Annotated in this window: 17 protein-coding genes; 11 read left to right on the plus strand and 6 right to left on the minus strand. The window is 33.0% G+C overall.

The window, feature by feature from the left end; translation table 11 throughout:
- Positions 1 to 11 precede the first annotated feature (11 nt).
- A complete protein-coding gene (locus tag ACWA1B_RS17695; protein WP_456909187.1) occupies positions 12 to 1,145 on the minus strand; it encodes an ABC transporter substrate-binding protein in 1,134 nt (377 codons plus the stop codon).
- Positions 1,146 to 1,199: 54 nt separating this feature from the next.
- Entirely contained in the window at positions 1,200 to 1,793 is a 594-nt protein-coding gene (locus ACWA1B_RS17700; protein WP_456909189.1) for a phage tail protein, read from the minus strand.
- A 456-nt stretch (positions 1,794 to 2,249) separates the two neighbouring features.
- Between ACWA1B_RS17700 and ACWA1B_RS17705 the strand changes: the two genes are divergently transcribed.
- From ACWA1B_RS17705 to ACWA1B_RS17715, 3 genes are all read left to right on the plus strand, one after another.
- The gene (locus tag ACWA1B_RS17705; RefSeq protein ID WP_456909191.1) at positions 2,250 to 2,717 is read left to right on the plus strand and encodes a hypothetical protein; all 468 of its coding nucleotides are present in this window, start codon (positions 2,250 to 2,252) and stop codon (positions 2,715 to 2,717) included.
- Positions 2,718 to 3,317: 600 nt separating this feature from the next.
- Positions 3,318 to 3,695 carry a hypothetical protein gene (locus tag ACWA1B_RS17710; protein ID WP_456909193.1) on the plus strand — a complete coding sequence of 126 codons (378 nt, stop codon included), beginning with the start codon at positions 3,318 to 3,320 and terminating at the stop codon, positions 3,693 to 3,695.
- Positions 3,696 to 3,771: 76 nt separating this feature from the next.
- The gene (locus tag ACWA1B_RS17715; RefSeq protein ID WP_456909195.1) at positions 3,772 to 5,052 is read left to right on the plus strand and encodes a hypothetical protein; all 1,281 of its coding nucleotides are present in this window, start codon (positions 3,772 to 3,774) and stop codon (positions 5,050 to 5,052) included.
- Between the two features lie 176 nt (positions 5,053 to 5,228).
- On the opposite strand, the gene ACWA1B_RS17720 is transcribed toward ACWA1B_RS17715, so the two are convergent.
- From ACWA1B_RS17720 to ACWA1B_RS17730, 3 genes are all read right to left on the minus strand, one after another.
- Positions 5,229 to 6,305 carry a Ppx/GppA phosphatase family protein gene (locus ACWA1B_RS17720; protein ID WP_456909197.1) on the minus strand — a complete coding sequence of 359 codons (1,077 nt, stop codon included), beginning with the start codon at positions 6,303 to 6,305 and terminating at the stop codon, positions 5,229 to 5,231.
- 90 nt (positions 6,306 to 6,395) lie between these two features.
- Entirely contained in the window at positions 6,396 to 7,667 is a 1,272-nt protein-coding gene (locus tag ACWA1B_RS17725) for an MFS transporter (protein WP_456909199.1), read from the minus strand.
- Between the two features lie 276 nt (positions 7,668 to 7,943).
- Entirely contained in the window at positions 7,944 to 8,930 is a 987-nt protein-coding gene (locus ACWA1B_RS17730; protein WP_456909201.1) for a BstXI family restriction endonuclease, read from the minus strand.
- A gap of 755 nt (positions 8,931 to 9,685) precedes the next feature.
- Between ACWA1B_RS17730 and ACWA1B_RS17735 the strand changes: the two genes are divergently transcribed.
- Positions 9,686 to 10,588 (plus strand): AraC family transcriptional regulator, encoded by a 903-nt coding sequence (locus tag ACWA1B_RS17735; RefSeq protein ID WP_456909203.1) that lies wholly within the window; start codon positions 9,686 to 9,688, stop codon positions 10,586 to 10,588.
- A gap of 89 nt (positions 10,589 to 10,677) precedes the next feature.
- Here ACWA1B_RS17735 and ACWA1B_RS17740 read toward each other — a convergent pair whose 3' ends face one another.
- Positions 10,678 to 11,700, minus strand: coding sequence for an LLM class flavin-dependent oxidoreductase (locus ACWA1B_RS17740; RefSeq protein WP_035652249.1), 1,023 nt, complete (start codon positions 11,698 to 11,700; stop codon positions 10,678 to 10,680).
- 198 nt (positions 11,701 to 11,898) lie between these two features.
- On the opposite strand from ACWA1B_RS17740, the gene ACWA1B_RS17745 reads away from it, so the two are divergent.
- The 7 genes from ACWA1B_RS17745 (at position 11,899) to ACWA1B_RS17775 (ending at position 21,891) form a co-directional block, all read left to right on the plus strand.
- Complete coding sequence (locus ACWA1B_RS17745; RefSeq protein WP_456909205.1) at positions 11,899 to 13,482, plus strand: sensor histidine kinase; 1,584 nt, start codon at positions 11,899 to 11,901, stop codon at positions 13,480 to 13,482.
- A 14-nt stretch (positions 13,483 to 13,496) separates the two neighbouring features.
- Positions 13,497 to 15,446, plus strand: coding sequence for a sigma 54-interacting transcriptional regulator (locus ACWA1B_RS17750; protein ID WP_456909207.1), 1,950 nt, complete (start codon positions 13,497 to 13,499; stop codon positions 15,444 to 15,446).
- 295 nt (positions 15,447 to 15,741) lie between these two features.
- Positions 15,742 to 16,530, plus strand: a complete 789-nt coding sequence (locus ACWA1B_RS17755) for an alpha/beta hydrolase (protein WP_456909209.1) — start codon at positions 15,742 to 15,744, stop codon at positions 16,528 to 16,530.
- 51 nt (positions 16,531 to 16,581) lie between these two features.
- The gene (locus tag ACWA1B_RS17760; RefSeq protein ID WP_456909211.1) at positions 16,582 to 17,595 is read left to right on the plus strand and encodes an alpha/beta fold hydrolase; all 1,014 of its coding nucleotides are present in this window, start codon (positions 16,582 to 16,584) and stop codon (positions 17,593 to 17,595) included.
- Between the two features lie 8 nt (positions 17,596 to 17,603).
- Positions 17,604 to 19,367 carry an amidohydrolase gene (locus tag ACWA1B_RS17765; RefSeq protein WP_456909213.1) on the plus strand — a complete coding sequence of 588 codons (1,764 nt, stop codon included), beginning with the start codon at positions 17,604 to 17,606 and terminating at the stop codon, positions 19,365 to 19,367.
- A gap of 134 nt (positions 19,368 to 19,501) precedes the next feature.
- Complete coding sequence (locus tag ACWA1B_RS17770; protein ID WP_456909215.1) at positions 19,502 to 20,521, plus strand: MBL fold metallo-hydrolase; 1,020 nt, start codon at positions 19,502 to 19,504, stop codon at positions 20,519 to 20,521.
- Positions 20,522 to 20,523: 2 nt separating this feature from the next.
- Positions 20,524 to 21,891, plus strand: a complete 1,368-nt coding sequence (locus ACWA1B_RS17775; RefSeq protein ID WP_456909217.1) for an alginate export family protein — start codon at positions 20,524 to 20,526, stop codon at positions 21,889 to 21,891.
- The last annotated feature ends 202 nt before the right edge of the window (positions 21,892 to 22,093 follow it).

Consider the following 22,093-nt stretch of genomic DNA (forward strand, 5'->3'; position numbering starts at 1 on the left):
TACGATTTAGTTTAATGACACAGATAAGCATTCTGCCAACCGCCTAATTTTTCAGGTTTTGTAGTTGAGGTAAAAGCCTTAATAAAATGTCCGTCATTTATCAATGTTTCAATTTTTCTAAAGCTTATAGTATCAGGAGAATCTAGATTTATCTCATAGATATGATGATTAAATATTGTTCTGTTTGTTTCCTTGTCAAAGCGAATTATTCCTCTGGGTCCGGCAATATTTAATTCTGTAATGGCATCAATTAAAGAGTTTTTAGTAAAATTACTTGCGTTATGAAGTATGCTCTTTAATATCAGTCCATTTTCATATCCTAGAATTGAAAAGACAGATGGATTCTCTGAATATCTATTGAAATATTCGTTAGTAAAATCTAATGTTTCAGTATCATTTTGCATCCATGAACTGACTACATACAGATTGTAAGGATTGCTTTTATACTCTTCCAGAATTTTATCATTAATAAAAAATGGAGTAACATAAAAAGGATACTTTTGGGTAATTTTATTTTGAGTCATAAAATTGGCATTCTCCTCGGCATATAAACCACTGTAAAATGCAAAAACAGCATCGGGTTTGTGATTGCTAATGGTATAATCCATATATAAAGCTTCGTTTTCTCTTGGCAAAAAAGGAGTTATATAATGCCCTGAAAAATTAGATTTTTCTGTTAATGCTTGCTCAATAGCGGTAAGCATACCATAACCGGAATCATAAAAAGAAGTTGAAGTAACAATTTTTTGATAATTCTTATTTGAAAAATAGATACCTAAATGAAAACACGATTCACTTAGCCCAAATGAATTAATATATACTCCCTTTTGAGCTTTGGCTTCGTAAGGTACAGTTGCCCCAAGATCTGCTGCTAATAATAAAATATCATTTTTTGAAGCATAATTATATACTTCGGTTATATTATAATGTCCAAAAAAGCCGATAATAATTGAGATATCTTCCTGAAAGTTCATTTTTTGAATTTTCTCAATTATCATATTCTCATCTGCACCAATACCAATGCTTTCAACGAAGAACTTTACATTAAGAGCATTAAGCTTTAATCCTCTCATAAAATCTTTATCTAAACTGGGATACTGTTGTGACTTTGGAATTAAAATTCCTATTTTGATTTCGTTATCCATAAAATAAGATTAAAAAACAGAGGTAAATACTTCACCTCTGTTTTATACTTAATATTAGCTACGTGGAGGAAAAACTCCTTCCATAGCAATACAAAAATTAGTACCCAAATATGGATTTCTAATTGCAAATGGCTGACTGCCTCCAGCTATAGCTGTTGAACCACCTATAGTAGAAGCTATACCTCCAACCTTAACCGTAGTTCCAGTTGGCTCACAATAAATATTTGGTGTAGCACCAGCTGCTCCTAAATAATTACTACCACTATCCGTTTCATTAGAATTTGTTCCACCAGTATAAGCAAGTGCGCTAGTTGCTAAATTTACCTGATTAGCACCAGTTCCAGCATTGATTTGGTGATTGTGCATAGGCATGTTGTTGATTGTTAACGTCGTATTTTCTGTTCCGCTAACTTCTCCCAAAACAATAGGACTTAAACCAGGTCCTTGACCAACACCTACCATGCTGCGGCCTCTTAAATCTGGTAAAGCAAACGTAGTTTGTCCGTTTCCGCCATAAGTAGTTCCGAGTAATGCAAAAAGCGCAGTATTTTGGGAAATAGCAATTATTTGTCCACTACATGTTGCCCAGCCTCTTGGTGCAAAATCAAAACCAAAAGCCATGATTGATCCTAAGAAAATGTCATTCATAATTTTTTTTAATTAATTGGTTAATATTTGTTTTTTGATTTGTAAATAATTTGTGAGATAAAAAATAGTTCTGAAAGTTTTTTATTACAATGCTAAATTAATTTATATAAAGAGTTTTGGAACAGGTGTTTATACCTGTTTTTTACAAATTACACCTATAAACATTTGAACAATAACACTTTGTGTTAAATGATTAAAAAAAAACTAAAAAGGGAGACAAAAACAAAGGGAATTTGACACAAAAAAGTGTCTGCAATTATTTTCAGACAGTTTAATTTTTGAAGTTAAATAATTATTATAATGACTTAATTAAAAACTCCTTTTAGCAAGAAACATATTTATTTTAAACGTAGTTTGACTATATTTAAATCTAAATCCTATAAAATCTATACAGTATTTTATAACCAAAGTTTTCCAAAGAAATTTAAATTTGAGCTACTCAACTTAAAAAAGGTTATGAAAAAGGTTACATATATTTTGATCTCAATTTTCTTTTATTCCTGTCAGCAAAAAGAAATTAAAAATAATTCTGTTCACGTCTCTGCTGATACAATTGCCATTCAAAAAAACAGAGAGGAAAACAAGCAGATAGATGACACTATTTTAATGAATTTTAAAGATGTGAAAGGGCTATATATAGCCGAAGGCCACTTAGATTCAATTCATCCGCGCGCATTTCTCAAATTCAAAAATGAAAACTTAGGTAAATTAACCGGAAAGATTATTTTGGAAAAAGCCAATGGAAACATTCGTTTTAACCAAATTATTTTTCCTGATAGCTCCTCAAACGGGCCTTTTGGAACGGATTTGAGAATACAACTCACTCAAAAAGGAAATCACATTATTATAATTGGACACTCACAAATGGCAGATAATCCGTATTGGGGTAAATTTAAAGTACAACTTGAGAATTCAAAAGAATAAATTTATTCATCAGATTAATGATATACCTAATAAGATTCTGAAACTAAATTTTAGTTTTTTTTTCGTCTGATTTCAAAAAATGGATAAAACCAATTATAAGCCACTATTTTACCTTACGTAAAAATACTTGTTTATTGAACTTATTTTAAATTCTTCCTACAAATTCAAGTCTCAAAAAAGTTTTTTTACAAATATAATACCACGAAAAGGCTAAAATTGTAAGCATAAAACCATAAATAACACAAAAACAAAAACTTACAAAAAACAGTACAAATAAAATAAAAATTATACCACCATCCAATGGCGAAAAAATAAAATCATAAACATCTCATTAACAATGTTTTAAATTAAAAAATACAATAATTTGAATATTTTAAATAACAACCACTAAATGGTGACAAAAAAATAAAACATAAGAATCTCATTATCAGCGTTTTTGAAAAATTTATTCAAAAAAAAAGATATGAGTCTAAAAAAAAAGCAGGAAAAAGAAGAAATCAATTTATAGAAAATTAATAGCTGGATATTTTTAAAAATATATTTGTAAAGTCGACAACAGCAAAGAAATAACAAATATTAACTAATTAAATACACCTAATTATGTCAGATTTTTTAAAACAATTCGGAGATGATCTAGAAAAAAATGTACCAGGCTTCATCGCAGTTTCAATTGCAGAAATTCAAACAGGAATGTCATACTTTTCGCTTTCAATAATTCCAGATTTCGATCCAGAATTAGCATCTGCTTTCAACCTTGAAGTCGTAAAAGCAAAAATGAACGCTGTTAGTGCTTTAGGGCTTAAAAATCAGGTTGTTTCAGATATCATGATTACGTTAACCTCTCAAATTCATATTATTGATGTTTCTGAGAACAACTTATATATGATTTATCTCGCAGTTGACTCCACTAAAGCAAACTTAGGAATGACCAAAGCAATTCTGAACAAATACAAAAAAGAGATTGCTTCTAAATTATAATGGTTTGAAATTGTGAAATGGCTGACTTTTTAAAGGTTGGCCTTTTTTTTAAAATAATTTTAAAAAGATAGAAGTTATGAAACAAAAATTAATATTGCTTGTAGTTTTTACTTTCACAATCCTAATTAATGCACAAAACACTAAAGGTATTAGTGGTGATGCCAATTGGCTGAATATGTGGACTAACTTTAATCCCAAAACGACCAATTATAATGAAGCCTCTATAATACTAAATGGTACTATTACCGCAAACATGACATTAAAAAAAGAAAATGTTTATGTATTAGTCGGTACAGTCTATGTTGCTCCAAATGTAACTTTGACCATTCAGCCTGGCACGCTCATAAGGTGTGATGCTACAACTCTGACTACATTAGTCGTTACTAAAGGAGCCAAAATAATTGCTGAAGGCACCGAAACTGATCCTATTGTTTTTACTTCAAATAAAAACTCTGGAGATAGAAACACAGGTGACTGGGGTGGCATTATTCTTTTAGGAGATGCACCAATAAACAAAAGCGGAGGAGTTGGCATTTTAGAATTCGATCTTGACCCACAAAAAGCACAGTATGGCGGTGACAACAAAGAGAGTGATTCTGGAATTTTAAAATATGTCCGGATTGAGTTTTCTGGAAAAAGAACACCTGCTAATAAACCAATAAATGGACTATCATTAGCTGGAGTTGGAAGCAAAACAAAATTAGAATATATTCAGGTGACTTCATGTGATGATGACTCTTTTCAATTTTATGGAGGATATGTAAATGCCAACAATTTAGTATCTGTACGCTCCGCAGATGATGATTTTGATTTTACACAAGGTGTCCAATGCAATCTCTCTAACAGTATTGCTATTAGAAGTCCGTTTCTGTCCGACAGTTACGGATCTCGATGTTTTGAAATGGAAACAGTTGATACCAGAAAAGGAGAAGTTTTAGATAGCAAAAAAGAAATGACCCGAGTAAATGCTACCAATATCACAATGATGCATACAGAAGATATAGGCACTGATATTCAAGGACTTAAACACGAAGCAATATTAATTCGAGAAAACACTTTTTTAACATTGACCAATTCCGTAATATCCGGGTTTAGCCACCTCATTATATTTTCAGATACCGTTACAATTTCCGACGAATTTTTAGGGAAAATAATTTTAAAAGATTTGCTCATTAATGACACCAAAATTATTGGAACAACGCAAAATACTGCTACCAATTCCTTTATTAGTAATTGGTATCAGGGAAAAGAATTCGGAATCGAATTTGTAAAACTTAAAAACGATGAATTATTTGCCAGTTCATCTATGAGAAAAAAACCTGATTTTAGAATTAAAAGCCCAAATTTAACTAACTAAAAATCAATAAAAAAGCCCGTAATCTTTTAGATTACGGGCTTTTTTACATCATTTCACTTTCTCATCACATATTTATAAAACTATTATTTCGAGCTTAATTTATGACCCATAATATTAAAAACTAAGCTCCAAAATCAGTCGTTTCAACCTAATAAAAAATATAGTTAAAGACATCCTTAACGGATATTTTTTGCTCTTTTTGCCGAATCAGCAATATAAGAAAGCAGCCATGCCATTTGTCCCTGTTTCGTAAAATAGATTTTTTTAGACTTCACATCAGGAATTTTCTCTAATACAGTCAGCAATATTGAATTTGCCGCAATTAAATATTTTTGAGAATAAGTCTTCAATACTTTCTCAACATCCTTATTTTGCGATGCTAATGCTTCAAATTTTGCGTAATCTGTTTTTATCATAGTGTTGTAATCTGCAACTTCCTTAATTTCAAACGGACTAAAATTTTCTGTTGCTCCTTTCCCTTTATACAATGTATAGAATGCCCAAACTGCGCCTCCGGACATGTATACATTCTTTTTGTTATTGATTTTAGGACTTTGCTGATATAAATGATCGGTCTGTTCCTTTAATTCAGGCAATGCATTAACGAGCAGTTCATTAAATTCGTCAACTGAATTCGTTTTTGCTTTTTTATTTATTTTCTCTGTAAAAGTTACTGTCCCCAAATCTAAAGTTACCGGATAAAACACCAAAATATCCTCCTCATTAAATTCCTCTACATATCCGCCCTTCGTATTCCCTCCTCCAATATCAAGAATTAACGAATCAGAATATTCTTTTGGTGGAATGCATCCTTTTAATAATAATTTTGCTTCCGTATCAGAAGTAATTATGGCTACATTAATATTTGTAAAAACATATAACTTTTGAAGTAATACGTCTACATTTTTGGCCATTCCTACGCCAGAAGATACAACTATAAAGATGTTTTTTTCCTCAATTTTGAATTCCTTTAGCAATTTGGTGTAATTTTTCACCGTGACATTAAAAGCCGTTTCAATATCATTTTCGGCTAATTTTCCGTCAATGGAAATCCCTTTCGCGATAGCAATATTTTCTGTCCAAAAATCAACTACTTCGTATTTACCTTTTTTAATATTTTGAACATTTATTACCGACATTTTTATTCCCTTGCTTCCTATTTCAATTCCTGCATAAAGCTCTTGAGACATCAAGTTCAAAGGAACCGAGAAAATAAAAATAATTATAGCTATGAATGCAATATTTTTTTTCATCTTAATTGAGTGTTTATTAATAATATGAAAAGCTCATTTTTATTCAAACATTGAAAAGGAATTATAGGTTCATTTTCAGATCAAAGCGAGTTATAGCTTCTTGTTTTTATCAACAAAAATGGATTGCACTATTTTTATTTTAGTTTCTATTGTTTCTTTCTCAACCGTTTTTACCAACCAATAACAAAGCGAAATAGCTAATAAACCAATTAAACTCATAAATATGAAATCTGCTCTGTAACTCGCATACGCGACAATTTCCATACCTGTTTTAGCGCTTAGAATGTGTGCAAGACTGAAACTCATTGTGAAAACAGACATGTACCTTCCCTCCTGATTATTGTGTGATCTCGTCATAGCAAATGAATTTGCAAAAGGAAAAGTCAACATTACACCAAGTGTCATAAAAAACATCATTACATACAATATTCCGTACCATTTGTCATTCGTTAATAAAAGAATATAGCTAAGCACCATAAAGCCCAAACCTACCATAATAACATTAAGCTTATTAATTTTGTTTTTCTCTACATAATTGACAATTGGCAATTCAAACAGCAGTGTCAATATTCCGCTAAAACTCAAAATCAAACCGCTGTTTACTTCTGATAAATTAAATTGTTCTCTGTGATACAGGGTTAATGTAGTGAATACTTGAAAATACATAATTCCAGTAATCAGCGAAATAAACATATGCGTTAAAAATGCTTTATCTTTTAATATTGCATATTTGTCTACTCCAATATTGTTTTTTTTGAGTTTGAAAGGAAGTTTTCTTTCTTTAACTAAAAGAACAAAAACTAAAACCGCCAATATACAAGTAGCCGAATCTACATAAAACAGATATTTATATCCAACAAGCATAATTATAACACCGCCTAAAGGAGGACCAAATAAAAAGCCCAGACTTGTTGCTGATCTTACCAAAGCCAGTGCTCTGGTTTTGTTTTCTTTTCGAGTATATGTATTTAAAGATACCAACATTGCGGGTCTGAACATATCTGCTATAGTTGTTAAAAGTAGAATTGAAAAACAAAACCCTTCAAATGATGTTATATACTGCAACATAAAAAAGATGATACCGCTTCCGAAAAGGCTACCTATCATTACTTTATAAAATCCGATTTTATCAGACAAAACACCACTTAGCCAGGTTCCAATAAAAGAACCCACACCAAAACATACCATAACCCAGCCTATCTGATTATATTCAAAATGCAGATTCTCTCGCATGTATTTTGAGAGAAACGGAATTACCATTGTTCCCGTTCTGTTTATAAAAGTTATTAATGTCAAAATCCAAATTTCTCTTGGAAAGCCACTATAATTTTCGATGTATTTTTTTCTTAAGTCGCTGATCATTTTTTTTATTTTTTTTTGATGATTTTTTATGTTTTTTGATACCACTTTTTAAATAGATTCAACGGAAGAGCTTTTATATCACTAATCAAGTTTTACTTTTTTTTGTCTTAAAACACAAAAAAACAATCTGCAATTACTGCAAATGAGTATTGCTTGGCATTTTGACAAATGGCCATTCTTTTTATTAAATAGTGGATTTGTGATTTTATGGATTTATGCTGTTTTTAGAGTGTATACATTTTCAATAAAATACTTCTCAGCATATTCTATAAAGTCTTAATTGGATGAATCTTTATTGAAAATAATAGTATTTACTACCACTTCTTTCATCCATTTAATAGTTTCAATTACCCCGGTTTCTTTACAAATCATGTTGCAACTTTGATGTCCCCAAGCCAAATTATATGGCGAATGGTTAAATTCTCCAATTTTCAACTGATTAATGTAAAAAAGGTTTATCTGACTAACTTCTTTGTCAATATCTGATGATTTCTCAGATGATTCAAAAAAATTGATCATAAAAGCCCCTGCGCTTAATTTTTTTAGACAAAGAGGGCAAATCGTGTTTTTTACATTGTCAATAATTCGCGTCTTGTAAAGTCGGTCGGTATTGGATAGTTTTTGATTATTACAGGCTGTAATAATAGCAGCCTTTCGATTTTCGATATCACTTTCCGTCATGCCAGCGTTGAGCGCTACTTCTTCAGCATCGTAGCAGAGCCAAAATAAATATTCTAATTGCAAATGACAGGATTTGATTATTGAAAGTGGAGCATATTCGGCAACTCTAATTCCGGCACCTTTGCAGTTGCTGGTATTAAAACCAAGAATAATTTTCTCCTCGCCTTTTATTCCTGATGATACTATTCTTGCGACAAAATGACCATCAATAGGAACTGCCCTTTTCTCAGCTACAGAGAGCTTATTTTTATAAGGATTAAAATTATTCCATTGTGTCCTTGTCTCATAAAATAAAATAGTATTAACACCAAGTTTTAGCTTCTTGGCTTTCATAGTAATTAATGCATCAGGATTTGTGTAATAATCCTCAGGGCTCATTACTACAATAAATCCACTTTCAAATTTTTGAGAAGTCAGAACGGAAACGTCGAATAAATCAATAGATTCAAAAGGGATCAAAACGGTGCCATTTCTATTGGCTCTATTTTGAAAAATCACATCATCATTCGCGCTTCTTGTTTGTCCGGTTTTGTAAATTTTACTTTGCAGTAAAGGAGGTAGTTTGGGTAGTCTTTTTGCCATAGGTTAAGTTAGTTGGTTGATTAGTTTTATTATAGATTTGGCAGCAATATCTTCTTTACATTCCTTAATTTAGTTTAAAAAATTCATCGTAAAATGTCGATCTTTTTTTGATTAACTTTTAAGTATTATTTTTTCATTCGCAGTTCTTTCTAAATATTTTACAATATATTTTTTAAATTTTACAAAAAACTAAATATCAATGTTTTAACGTAAAATTATTTTTAAAAAAGTAATAAATTTCAGCCAAACGCTTAAAATTTATTCCTTTTTTCCGACTTAAACATTTGTTAAATATAAGCAAATCTATTTTATTAGTTTCTTAAAATAAATGGACTATTTCATTATTATGATGGATTATCTTATTATTCTCTTATTTGCTTATTTTGAGAAAATACTTTTATAAACCTATAAAATTACTAGGGAGAATTTAGTAAATCATTGTAATGGATTATCTTATTATCGGGTTGATAAAGAAAAAAATATGCTAGAATATTTCATACAAAAATTAGTGTTCAAAAATTGAAGAGAAAAAACTTTTCCTGTTTCTTAATTCAAATATTTATAAAAAAAACACAACTACCTGTTATTCAGAAATGTAAAATCACAATCATATCAAAAACTTTTGCATCTGAAAAATAACTAAGACCGTTAAAGTCAAAATCCATTGATCTTTCAAAAATCATTTTAAAATTAAAACAGAAGAAAATAAAATTGTATTTTAGCCTTAAACGCTTTTTTGTTCACATTAAATTATCATGGAAAGTTTTAAACAACGCGATGAATTTCGGACGGAAAAATTAATTTCCTTGCCTAATAATATTTGGCAAAAAGCAATTGAAGAGAATCCGGTCTTAGGTCATTTATATATTACACATATTGGTTTTTTTCCGAAGGCTACTTATTATTACAGGGAACGAAAAAAAGGATGCACAGATAATATTCTAATTTATTGTGTGCGCGGAAAAGGTTGGCATAGTATAAATGGAACACGTTTTGAAATTAGACCAAATCAATTTTTTATAATTCCTGCAACAAGTGAACATATAATTTACGGAGCTGATGAAGATGATCCTTGGACTATATATTGGGTTCATTTTAGCAGTCGCGAAATAGATATTTTTAATAAAAGTTTCAATATTGGCTTATTTGACGGTCCGCGACAAATCGCCTATAATGAGAAAGGAATAGAACTATGGCATATCATGTACCAAAACCTTGAAATGGGTTATGGAAAAGAAAATATTACCAAGGCAAATTTATGCTTATATCATTTTCTTTCCTCTTTTTTATACCCTGATGTCAATGTCAATGAAAAAAGACAGGACGAAAAAGACATAATAAGCAGCACTATTGCTTACATGAGAAACAATCTGGGCGGAAAAATCACTTTAGAAGATCTGGCTTTAATAAACAATTTATCGCCTTCACATTTCTCATTGCTTTTCAAAAAAAGCACTGGAATGGCTCCATTGGATTATTTTATTCACTTAAAATTACAACAGGCCTGTTTATTACTAATAACTTCTGAAGTTAAAGTAAAAATTATTGCAGCTGAATTAGGATATGATGATCCGTATTATTTTTCTCGTCTATTTAAAAAACACATGAAAGTATCGCCATTGCAATATCGTTTTTCTCCACAATCAAAGTCATCATAAGATGGTATAGCGATTTTAAAATGCCCAAAATAGTATTTAACTTTTTGGGGCATTTTAATAACAACGAGTTTAAAAAATATTTTTAAACTCTATCGCCAGCCCATCTCTGGAGCAATATATTTTAATATAGAAGAAAGTATATGCACGTTATAATCAACGCCTAATGTATTAGGTATTGTTAAAAGCAGTGTATCAGCTTCCTGAATAGCCTCATCTTGTTTTAACTCTTCAATAAGTTTATCTGGTTCAGCTGCATAACTCTTTCCGAAAATGGCTCGTTTGTCGCTTTCAATATTTCCAAAACTATCAGAGCCTTTTCCTTGATCGCCAAAGTAATATTTGTCCTGATCTGTGACCAGCGCAAAAATGGAACGGCTCACTGAAACTCTTGGTTCGCGATCATGTCCCGCTTTTTTCCATGCTTCTTTATACAGTCTGATTTGTTCAGCCTGCTGAATATGAAAAGGTTTTCCATTTTCATCATATTTCAGAGTAGAACTTTGCAGATGCATTCCGTTTTCAGCAGCCCAGACAGCAGTGGCGTTAGATGCAGCTCCCCACCAAATTCTTTCTCGTAATCCTTCAGAATAGGGTTCCAGACGCAACAAGCCAGGCGGATTTGGAAACATAGGATACGGATTTGGCTCTGCAAATCCCTCACCACTAAGTTTATCCAGGAATTCTAAAGCTTTTTTGCGTCCCATATCGGCATCTGTTTCACCTTGTTCGGGTTCATATCCGAAAGAGCGCCAACCGTCAATAACTTGTTCCGGTGATCCTCTGCTTATTCCTAATTGTAAACGTCCCTCTGAAATTAAATCAGCGGCACTGGCATCTTCAACCATATACAATGGGTTCTCATATCGCATATCGATTACTCCTGTCCCAATTTCAATTTTGCTTGTTTTAGCACCGATGGCAGAAAGTAAAGGAAATGGTGATGCGAGCTGTCTCGCAAAATGATGCACTCTGAAATAAGCACCATCCAAACCAATTTCTTCTGCCGCAACGGCTAAATCAATGGATTGAAGCAAGGTGTCGCTTGCTGTACGAGCTTTATATGAAGGATGATTTGCCCAATGCCCAAAAGATAAAAATCCAATTTTCTTCATTGATAGCATTATTAAAATTATACTCCCAAATATAAGCATCATTACTCAAGGAATCTAGAATCCTTGCAGAGAATAAGCAACGATATATCGTCGGCAATCAATTTTAGGATAATTCAAACTTAAGTACATAATTATCAATACCTTCGTATAACCAGTTTAATTCCACGAAAAATGTTGTCTAATCAAACAAAAATAATTTTGTTCCTCCTTGTATTATTTACAATTGGAGACTTAAATGCCTCGACTTTTTTAAAAGATTTAAAGCAAGTGGAAACCTCTGAAATAAAGTTGCTTGTTCCCGAAAATAATATTGATGAAGAGCCCGCTTATAGTGAACAACAAGTAAAAAAAGCTGAAAAATTATTAAATGGACTTCAGGAAAACATCGATAAAGTCAAAATTCTGTTGCAAATAAGCGACTGGTATGAAGCTTCTTACGACAATCCTAAAACATTAGAAAAAGCATTTCACTATGCCGAAGATGCCCTTAGAATAAGCCAAGCCTTGCATTCTAATATTTATATTGGAAAATGTTATCTGCAACTTTCAATGGTGTATCAGTTGAGAAATAACGATTCGATGATTGAAGTTACCGCCAGAAAAGCAATCGCGGCATTGAGCAAAACAGATCAATTAGATGATTTGGCAGAGTCCTGGGTCATGGTTTGGTCGGCAAAAATGAGAACAAGGAAACCAATACCAGAAAGGTTGGTTCCCATTTTTAAAGCTGCAGCAATATTTGAAAAATCAGGAAACAATCAAAGAATTGGTGATTGCTATCGAGAAATCAGTGAATTATATTTTTCTTATTCAGATTTTAACAAATCGCTGAATTATTTAAATAAAGCCATATTTTTTTATAAAGCTGCGCATCTAAAAGAAGACGAAATTTTACCAATTTCTTCCAGACTTAATATTATTTACGAAGCCGATAAAAGAAACCGTGATATTATAAGACTTAAAAACACAACACTTTTGCAGCAAAGCAGACTTAAAAACGAGGTGTTTTTACGTAATTCGATGATAACTTTTGTAGTCCTCTTACTTATCATTCTTGGGCTACTTTACAAAAGCTATAGGTTTAAGAAAAAAACAAATATAATTCTGGAAACGCAGCAAAATGAAATAAATAAAAAAAACAATACCCTACAAAACATGGTAGCCGAAAAAGAATGGCTGTTGCGGGAAATTCATCACCGCGTAAAAAATAATCTGCATATGGTTGTTGGCTTATTGGCGAGCCAAGCTGAATTTCTAAAAAATGAAGAAGCAATACAGGCCATCAACAGTAGTCACAACAGAATTCAGGCCATGTCCTTAATCCATCAAAAATTATATCAATCAGAAAATTTGTCGATTATTGATATGCCTTCGTATATTTTCGAATTAACAGAATATTTAAAAGATTCTTTCGAAATCAAAAACAGCATCCGATTCATTCTTGATATTGATAGTTTTAGTCTGCCACTGTCACATTCAATTCCAATTGGCCTTATTTTCAATGAAGCCGTTACGAATGCTATTAAATATGCCTTTCCAAATCGTACAAATAATATTATTACTATTTCGCTTAAAACAACTGACGATGAAAACTATAAATTAATTATTCATGACAATGGGATCGGGCTTCCACCCGATTTTGATCCTTACAACTATCCTTCTTTAGGTGTAAAATTAATGCATGGGCTATCTGCAGATATCGAAGGAAAGTTTTTAATTACAAATTCAAATGGTACCAAGATATCATTGGAATTTACTTTCAAAGAAAATAATCTTCATTAATTTAAATCTATAAAATGTCAAAATCATTAAAAATTCTTATTGTTGAAGATCAATTTGTAGAAGCAAATCACTTGCGATTGATGCTGAAAAAAGCAGGTCATTCTGTTACGGGAATGGCGCGTTCAGTAACAGATGCCAAATATTATATTGCTCAGGAGAGACCCGAATTGGTTTTATTGGATATTTTTCTATCAGGAAAAGAAACCGGTATTGACCTTGCTGAAATATTAAAAGAAGATAATATTCCATTTATTTATCTTTCTGCAAATTCAAACGAACAAGTACTTAGCAAAGCAAAATTAACGTATCCGTATGGTTTTTTAGTAAAGCCTTTTAGAGAACAGGATTTATTGGTTACAATTGAAATTGCCAAATACCATCAGGAACATGGTATTGAGTCTTCTATTCGCAAAGAGCTTTTATTTCAGAAACAACTCAAAGCAATTGTCAAAAAAAGCGGTACTTGGGATGACAGAGTTCTTAATATTGTCACTTCTTTACAACCGCTGATTTCATTTGATCTTGTAATGGCTGTTTTTTATGTCGATAGCAAACTATCAAACAGAGTTTTAGGCTACTCGAGAACAGGATTGCATGAATATCAGAAAATTGGGATTGAAGAGTTACAAAACATCACCGCTTTAAAAGAATCTGAAATAAATGATTTAAGAAACAAAAGTCAGGTTGAGACCGTAGCCACTTTTTATAACAATCAGGATTTTATAAAAATATGCGATAAAACGCCTATCAAAAAAATGATTGCGAATTCTATGAATATGAAATCCAATCTAATGCTGCCAGTTCCTTTGACACTTCATGAAAATGGAGGATTATATTTGTCATTTTTCAGCAAACAAGCTGATAATTACAACAAAAATCATCTTACATTATGTGAAAGACTTCAGGAACCTTTAATTTATGCTATTGAAAATTTAATCAATGCCGACAAAAAAATAGTCCAAAAAACAAACTCAGTTGCAAATACAAATGCAGGCAAAAATGCAAAAATTTCTGGCTTTGAATCCATTGTAGGTAAAAGTCCGGCTTTATTAAAATTATTTGATCATATTCTGCAAGTCGCTCCGGCCGATACAACCGTATTAATTACAGGAGAAAGCGGAACAGGAAAAGAAAGTATTGCTAATAGCATTCAGCAATTATCGGATAGAAAAAATCAGCCGTTTGTAAAAATCAATTGCTCTGCACTGCATCCAAGTTTAATAGAATCTGAACTATTTGGTCATGAAAAAGGATCTTTTACAGGAGCCACAGAAAAACGAATTGGCAAGTTTGAACAAGCCAACAACGGAACATTATTTTTAGATGAAATTGGAGATATGCCGCTTGAAATGCAGGCAAAATTACTTCGCGCCATTCAGGAAAAAGAAATTGAACGTGTTGGCGGAAATGTTCCCATAAAAGTAAACGTTAGAATAATTGCTGCAACAAATTGTAATCTGGAAAAAGAAGTCGCAGACGGTCGCTTCCGACTTGATTTATATTATCGATTAAATGTTTTTCCAATTCAATTGCCGCCGCTTAGAGAACGCAAAGAAGATATCGGTCTTCTTGCCCGTCATTTTATTGCTGTATATAGTGTTAAAACGGGAAAAAATGTAACCGAGATAGCTGAAAATGCTTTAAAAAGTCTTTTGTCATATCAATGGCCCGGAAATATTCGCGAACTCGAAAACCTTATCGAAAGAAGCATTCTTTTAGCAAAAACGAATACCATTGAACATATTCCGCTTCCTGCTTTTGATGAAATTAAAATAAGCAATTCGGCAAATGAATGGTATTTTAAAACTATTCAGGAAAACGAAAGAGAGCATATTATTAATGTCTTAGAAAAATGCAACGGAAGAATCAGAGGCGCAGGCGGAGCATCTGAAATATTAGGCCTTCCTCCTACTACTTTGGCTTCAAGAATGCAGAAGCTGGGTATTAAGAGAAGCCATTTTTAATTATAGTTGTTAGTTTTTGGTTGATCGTTGATGGTCTTTTTGTTTTGAGTTTCTTTAATGATTGATTACAAATTTTGATAAAGTCTTTGCAATTAACTTAAAATCAACAACCATCAACCAAAAACTAACAACCATCAACCATTATCAACGATATTAAGTTACTTGTTTTCCGTTTTTCAACGATATATAGTTTGGTATAGCTTTCTTAAAAACATTTAAACAGCTAATAATCAATAACTTAAATAAAAGGTTCGGTTTTAGTTTATAGTTTGGCATAACATTAAAACAATGTATTATGCTAACTGAAAACCCTACTACAATTCTTTTTATCACGGGCGCTTTTGTCAGTAATAAATGTTGGGACGAGTGGAAAGACTTTTTTGAAAATAAAGGCTTTAAAACTCTTGCACCGGCATGGCCGTATAAAGATGCTCCGGCGAGTGTTTTACGCGATCGTCATCCTGATCCTCAAATTGCCGGATTACGATTAACGCATCTTATTGAATATTTTGAAAATATCGCTAAAAATCTGCCGCAGAAACCTATTATTATTGGTCATTCTATTGGCGGACTGGTAGCGCAGATACTTTTACAGCGCAACTTAGCATCGGCTGCAATTGCAATACATTCTGTTCCTCCTCAAGGAATTATGACTTTTAAGTTTTCTTTTTTGAAAGCTGGTTGGGGACCTCTTGGTTTTTTCACCTCAACAAAAAAAACTTTCTTAATGAGTTTTCCGCAATGGCAATACGCCTTTACAAACGGAATGCCGGAAGAATGGCAGGATAAAGCCTATTGCGAATCTGTAATTCCAGAATCAAAATTAATTGTTCGTGACACTATAACTTCAGCTGCAAAAGTAGATTTTAAAGCGCCACATAAACCATTATTACTAATTGCAGGATCAATAGATCATACTATTCCCGAATCGCTCAATTATTGCAATTATAAAAAATACACTGATAAAGATTCTGTTACAGACTTCAAAGTTTTTCCAGACAGAAACCATTTTGTTCTGAATCAGCCTGGCTGGCAGGAAATCGCAGTTTATATACAAGACTGGATTGCAAAACAACATCCATAAAATTTAAAACCAATTATTTATTAACCAATTATTCCAATAAAATTTAAGATTATGAAAACGAATTTAGTAAACAGCGCTTATTTAAACTTCAAAAGTAAAACTACCCTGTTTTTATTTTTAGGATTTACACTATTGACTTTAATTTCATGCAACAAAAAAGCAGAAGAAACTCCTGCCGTAGCATCTACACCAACAACAGAAACTCCCGAAGTCGCTCCTGCAAACCCACCATCCAATTTTAAACATGCAACAGCAACTGTAAACGGAATCAAAATTCACTACGTTATTGGTGGACAGGGCGATCCTTTGGTTTTGGTTCACGGCTTTGGGCAAAACTGGTACATGTGGAATCGCTTATTACCAGAACTTTCTAAACATTTTACTGTAATCGCTCCTGATTTAAGAGGTGTCGGAGAATCTGACAAGCCAGAAGGTGGTTACGACAAAAAAACAATGGCATCAGATATTCATGAATTAGTGAATCAGCTTGGGTATAAAAAAATCAATTTAGCCGGACACGACATCGGACTTATGGTGGCGTATGCTTATGCGGCGCAATATGGCGACAGTGTAAATAAATTGGCTCTGATGGATGCACTTTTGCCTGGTATTGAACCAGTTTGGTCAAATGTAAAAGGATCTGCTTGGTGGTTTGGTTTCTTTGCATGGCCGGCTTCTGGAGATATTGTTAAAGGAAAAGAAAAAGAATTCTTGACTAATTTCTGGCCAGTTGTAGGACATGTAAAAGATCCGTTTACTGCTGAAGAAACTACAGAATTTATTAGAGCTTATGCCGTTGAAGGTGGTACAACTGCTGCATTTAAATGGTTTGGAGCGTTTGATCAGGATGGAAAAGACAACATTATTTTCGCAAAGAAAAAACTAAAAATGCCATTATTAGCTATGGGCGGAGAATATTTCGCAGCAGCTTTCCTTAAAGATCACTCGAAATTGGTTGCAGAAAATGTCACCGAATCTAAAATTGCTGGTTCAGGACATTGGTTGGTTCAGGAAAATACAGCACAAGTACAAAAAGATTTACTAGCCTTTTTTCTGGCTAAATAATTAAAATCATGAAAAAACTATTTTTAATATTATCGTTTTTTGCGGGCTTGCTATCTCAAGCCCAGCAAAAAGCTGATCTGATTATTTATAATGGAAAAATTGCAACCATGCAGAAACAAAACGAATTTGTTCAGGCAATTGCAATGAAAGATGGAATTATTCTGGACATTGGAACCGAAAAAAACATTCTTTCTTCTTATAAATCCACAGAAACAAAATTGATTGATGCCAAAGGGAAAACGGTAATTCCAGGATTGAATGACAGTCACATGCACGTTATTCGCGAAGGTTTGAATTACAATTCTGAATTGCGTTGGGACGGCGTAAAAACCTTAAAACGCGCCATGGAAATGCTGAAAGAACAAGCAGCAAGAACTCCCGACGGCGCTTGGATTAAAGTGATTGGAGGCTGGAACGAATTTCAATTTGAAGAAAAAAGACAACCAACAATTGACGAAATCAACGCCGCAGTTCCTGATAAACCTGTTTTTATAACGTATTTATATGGAAAAGCTTTTCTAAACAAAAAAGGAATCGAAGTTCTGGGTTACACCAAAGACACTAAATACGAAGGAAGCCTTTTAGAACAAGATACTAAAGGCAATTTAACGGGTTTAATGTACGCCAAAGAAACTCCAAAAGCCATATATACGACTCTGGGTTTAACAACAAAATTAAATCCGGAAGAGCGCATTAACAGTTCCATCCAATTCAATCATGAATTAAATCGTTTTGGATTAACAAGTGTTATTGATGCTGCCGGCGGAAGCCAAAATTTTCCTGCTGATTATGTTACATCTCTTGAGTTGGCGAAACAAAATAAATTAAGTTTAAGAATATCTTATTATCTATTTGCGCAGCAAAAAGGGAAAGAATTACAAGATTATGAAAAGTGGGTTGCGACAACTCAAATTAATAAAAATGATAATCTGATTGTGGCAAATGGTTATGTGGAAGAAGGTGCTGGAGAAAATATCGTGGCTTCGGCTGCTGATTTTGAGAATTTCTTAGAGCCAAGAATTGTTTTATCTGATGAAATGGAAGCCGATTTAGAGCCTATTATTCGCTTATTAGCCAAAAACAAATGGCCTTTTCGTTTGCATGCCACTTATGGAGAATCAATTGACAGAATGCTGAATGTTTTTGAAAAAGTGAATAAAGAAATCCCTTTTAATGGATTGCGCTGGTTTTTTGATCACGCCGAAACCATTACGCCATCTGAACTCGAACGCGTGAAAAAACTTGGCGGCGGTATTGCAGTACAATTCAGAATGTATTATCAGGGAGAATTATATACTAAATTGTACGGAGCTCCAAAAACACAGTTGCCTCCAATTAAAAAAATGCTTGAATTAGGAATTCCTGTCGGAATGGGAACTGATGCAACACGAATTTCAACTTTCAATCCCTGGATGGCTTTGCATTGGCTTTTGACTGGAAAAACGATTGGCGGCATGCAGTTCTGGCCAAAAGATCAAGTTTTGGATAAATTCACCGCTTTAAAATTATATACTTCAGGAAGTGCTTGGTTTTCTGGCGAGGAGAAAGACAAAGGAAAATTGGTAAAAGGAATGTATGCGGATATGGCGATTTTATCTGATGATTATTTCGCTGCAAAAACAGATGACGTTCGAAAAATCGAATCGGTTTTGACGATTGTAAACGGCAAAATTGTTTACGCTTCCGCGGAATATAAAGCCTTGAGTCCAGAAATTCCTGCGGTAATTCCGGATTGGTCTCCTGTGAAATATTTTGGAGGTTACCAGAAATAACAACAACGGGAATGGCACGCAGATGACAGAGATTTGAGCGGATTGACACTGATTTTTTTTATATCCGATCAGCGAAAATCCGTTTCATCAGTTTAATCCGTGGGCTAACTTTTAAAACATATAAATAATACATCATGAAAAATTATAAATCTATTTTAATTGCAACACTTTTTGTTGTCGTTTTTTTATCGGCACAAAAAACATATGCACAATTTCCAATGCCGCCTGAAGTTCCTATTTGGGACGCAAACAAAGTGACATTGCAACTGCATAAAATCTCGGATAATGTCTACGCCGTTTCGCCATCAACGACTGAAACAGAAACGACTAAAGGAATTCCGCAAGCCACTTCGGCGGGATTTATTGTGGGTGATAAAGGCGTTTTATTAATTGAAACTATGTTGAGCAAAAGATTATACGATCAATTGTACAAACTGATTCGTTCTGTTACGCCAAAACCTATTGTTTATGCAGTCAATACAAGCGATCACGGAGATCATTGTTTTGGAAATTATTTGCTTCCAAAAGAAACTATTTTAATCCAAAATGAATTCTGCAAAGAAAACTTAGCGAAGAATTTCGAAGGAATCAAACAATTTATGATCATGCTTTTTGGAAAAGATCGCGGCATCGAGCAAAGTGTATATCGTCCTGCAGATCTTACAATTGCTTTAAATCAAAGTCTGAAATTAGATTTAGGCGGTGGCAAAATTGTAGAAATTATTAATACGGGAACAGCGCAATCTCCAGCCGATTTATTTGTATATTTAAAGGATTCAGACAAGAATGTATTGTGGGCAGGAAATCCGTTTATTGCTGAAAGTCCGGCGATTCCATGGCTTTTTGATGGTTATTTTTTGGAACCTGTTCGTAATCTTCAAAAAATTTATGATAGGATTGGAGACAATGATGTTGTGGTTCCGGGTCACGGCCGAATTACCAATAAAAAAGGAATTAAATATACGATTGATTATGTAAATACTTTAAAGGAAAATGTAGAAATTGCCGTTAAAAAAGGAGAAACTTTAGATCAGGTAAAAGCGTCGGTAACGATGAAGGAATTTGATAAAGGGTATGTTCTTTTTAATTGGCTTCATTACAATTTCAATATTCCAAATGCATACAACGACATTAAGAAAAACTTAGGCAAATAGCCATGAAAAAATATATTCTTTTATTTCTACTTTCTATTCAGCTCCACGCGCAGTCGTATCCTGAATTTAAGCCTTTGCGTTTTGATGAAAACTATAAGGTTTTGGAAAAAGATACGGTCAAAAAAAATTGGTACAAAACCATGAAATATATGCCGCTTTCTTCTTCTGGCGAAACGTTTTTAAGTTTTGGAGGAGAGGTCAGGTACCAATATTTCTATGCCAAAAATGAAAAATGGGGAGATGATCCTGTTGATGACGATGGTTACATCTTAAACCGATTATTGCTTCATGCCGATTTTCATTCGAGTAAATATTTCCGGGCTTTTGTTCAGCTTCAAAGCAGTAATGCCAACGGAAGAATTGATCCAAGTCCGGTTGATAGTAATCCGCTTGAAGTACATCAAGGATTTATTGATGTAAATATGTTTTCTGAAAAAAATAAACAATTGATTTTTAGAGCAGGAAGACAAGAATTAAGTTACGGTTCACAACGTTTAGTGGCTGTTCGTGACGGGCCAAATAACCGTCAATCTTTTGATGCTGCAAAAGTTATATTTGGCATCAATAATTTTCGTTCCGATTTATTCTACAGTCATTATGTGGTTGCTGAAGACGGTATTTTTGATGATTCTTCGAACAAAAAAAGACCGTTTTGGGGAAGTTATTTTGTTATCAATAAAATTCCCGCAGTCAAAAATATTGACCTTTATTATTTAGGTTACGAAAGAGCAAATGCCAATTTTGATGATGCCAGCGGAAAAGAATTACGCCATTCTATAGGAACCCGTATTTGGGGTAAATATAACGAATGGCGTTATGATGCCGAAGCACTTTATCAATTTGGAGATGTAGATTCCAAAAATATTAAAGCCTGGACGGTTTCTTTAAATACCGGATATCAATTTACTTCAGTTGTTTTAAAACCTGAATTAGGGTTTAAAGTCGAATTGATTAGCGGTGACAAAACCAATGGCGACAATCAATTAAATACTTTTAATCCGTTGTTTCCAAGAGGCGCTTACTTTGGATTAGCTTCTGTCATCGGACCATCTAATTTAGTTGATTTTCATCCTTCTATTGGTTTTGAATTGGCAAAAAATATCGATTGGGTTATTGATTATGATATGTTTTGGCGATACAGCAGCGAAGACGGAATTTACGGTCCAAACACTATTATGATTTATCCCGGTGATGCAACCGATGCTAAAGAAATTGGAAAACAATTGGAAAGCGAAATTATTTACACGCCAAATCAATATTTGTATTTCCGCGTTGAAGCAACCTGGTTTAAAGCCGGGGATTTCTTAAAAGCAGCCGGAACTGGAAAAAATATGTTTTTTACTGGCGTAACGGCACAGATTAAGTTTTAAAACCTACTACGCAATTAATTTAAACACATGGAAACATAGATTTTTGGATTTTGGTAAAGAATATTGAAAGAAACCAGTTTCTAACACATAGCTATGTGAATTCAAATTAAGTGAAACGCCTTTTTGACAAAGCATAACTATGTTTCTATGTGTTAAAAAAATTACGCCAAAAAGAAAATGATAATTTCTAAATATCAAAACA

This window comes from Flavobacterium xizangense (assembly GCF_054075145.1).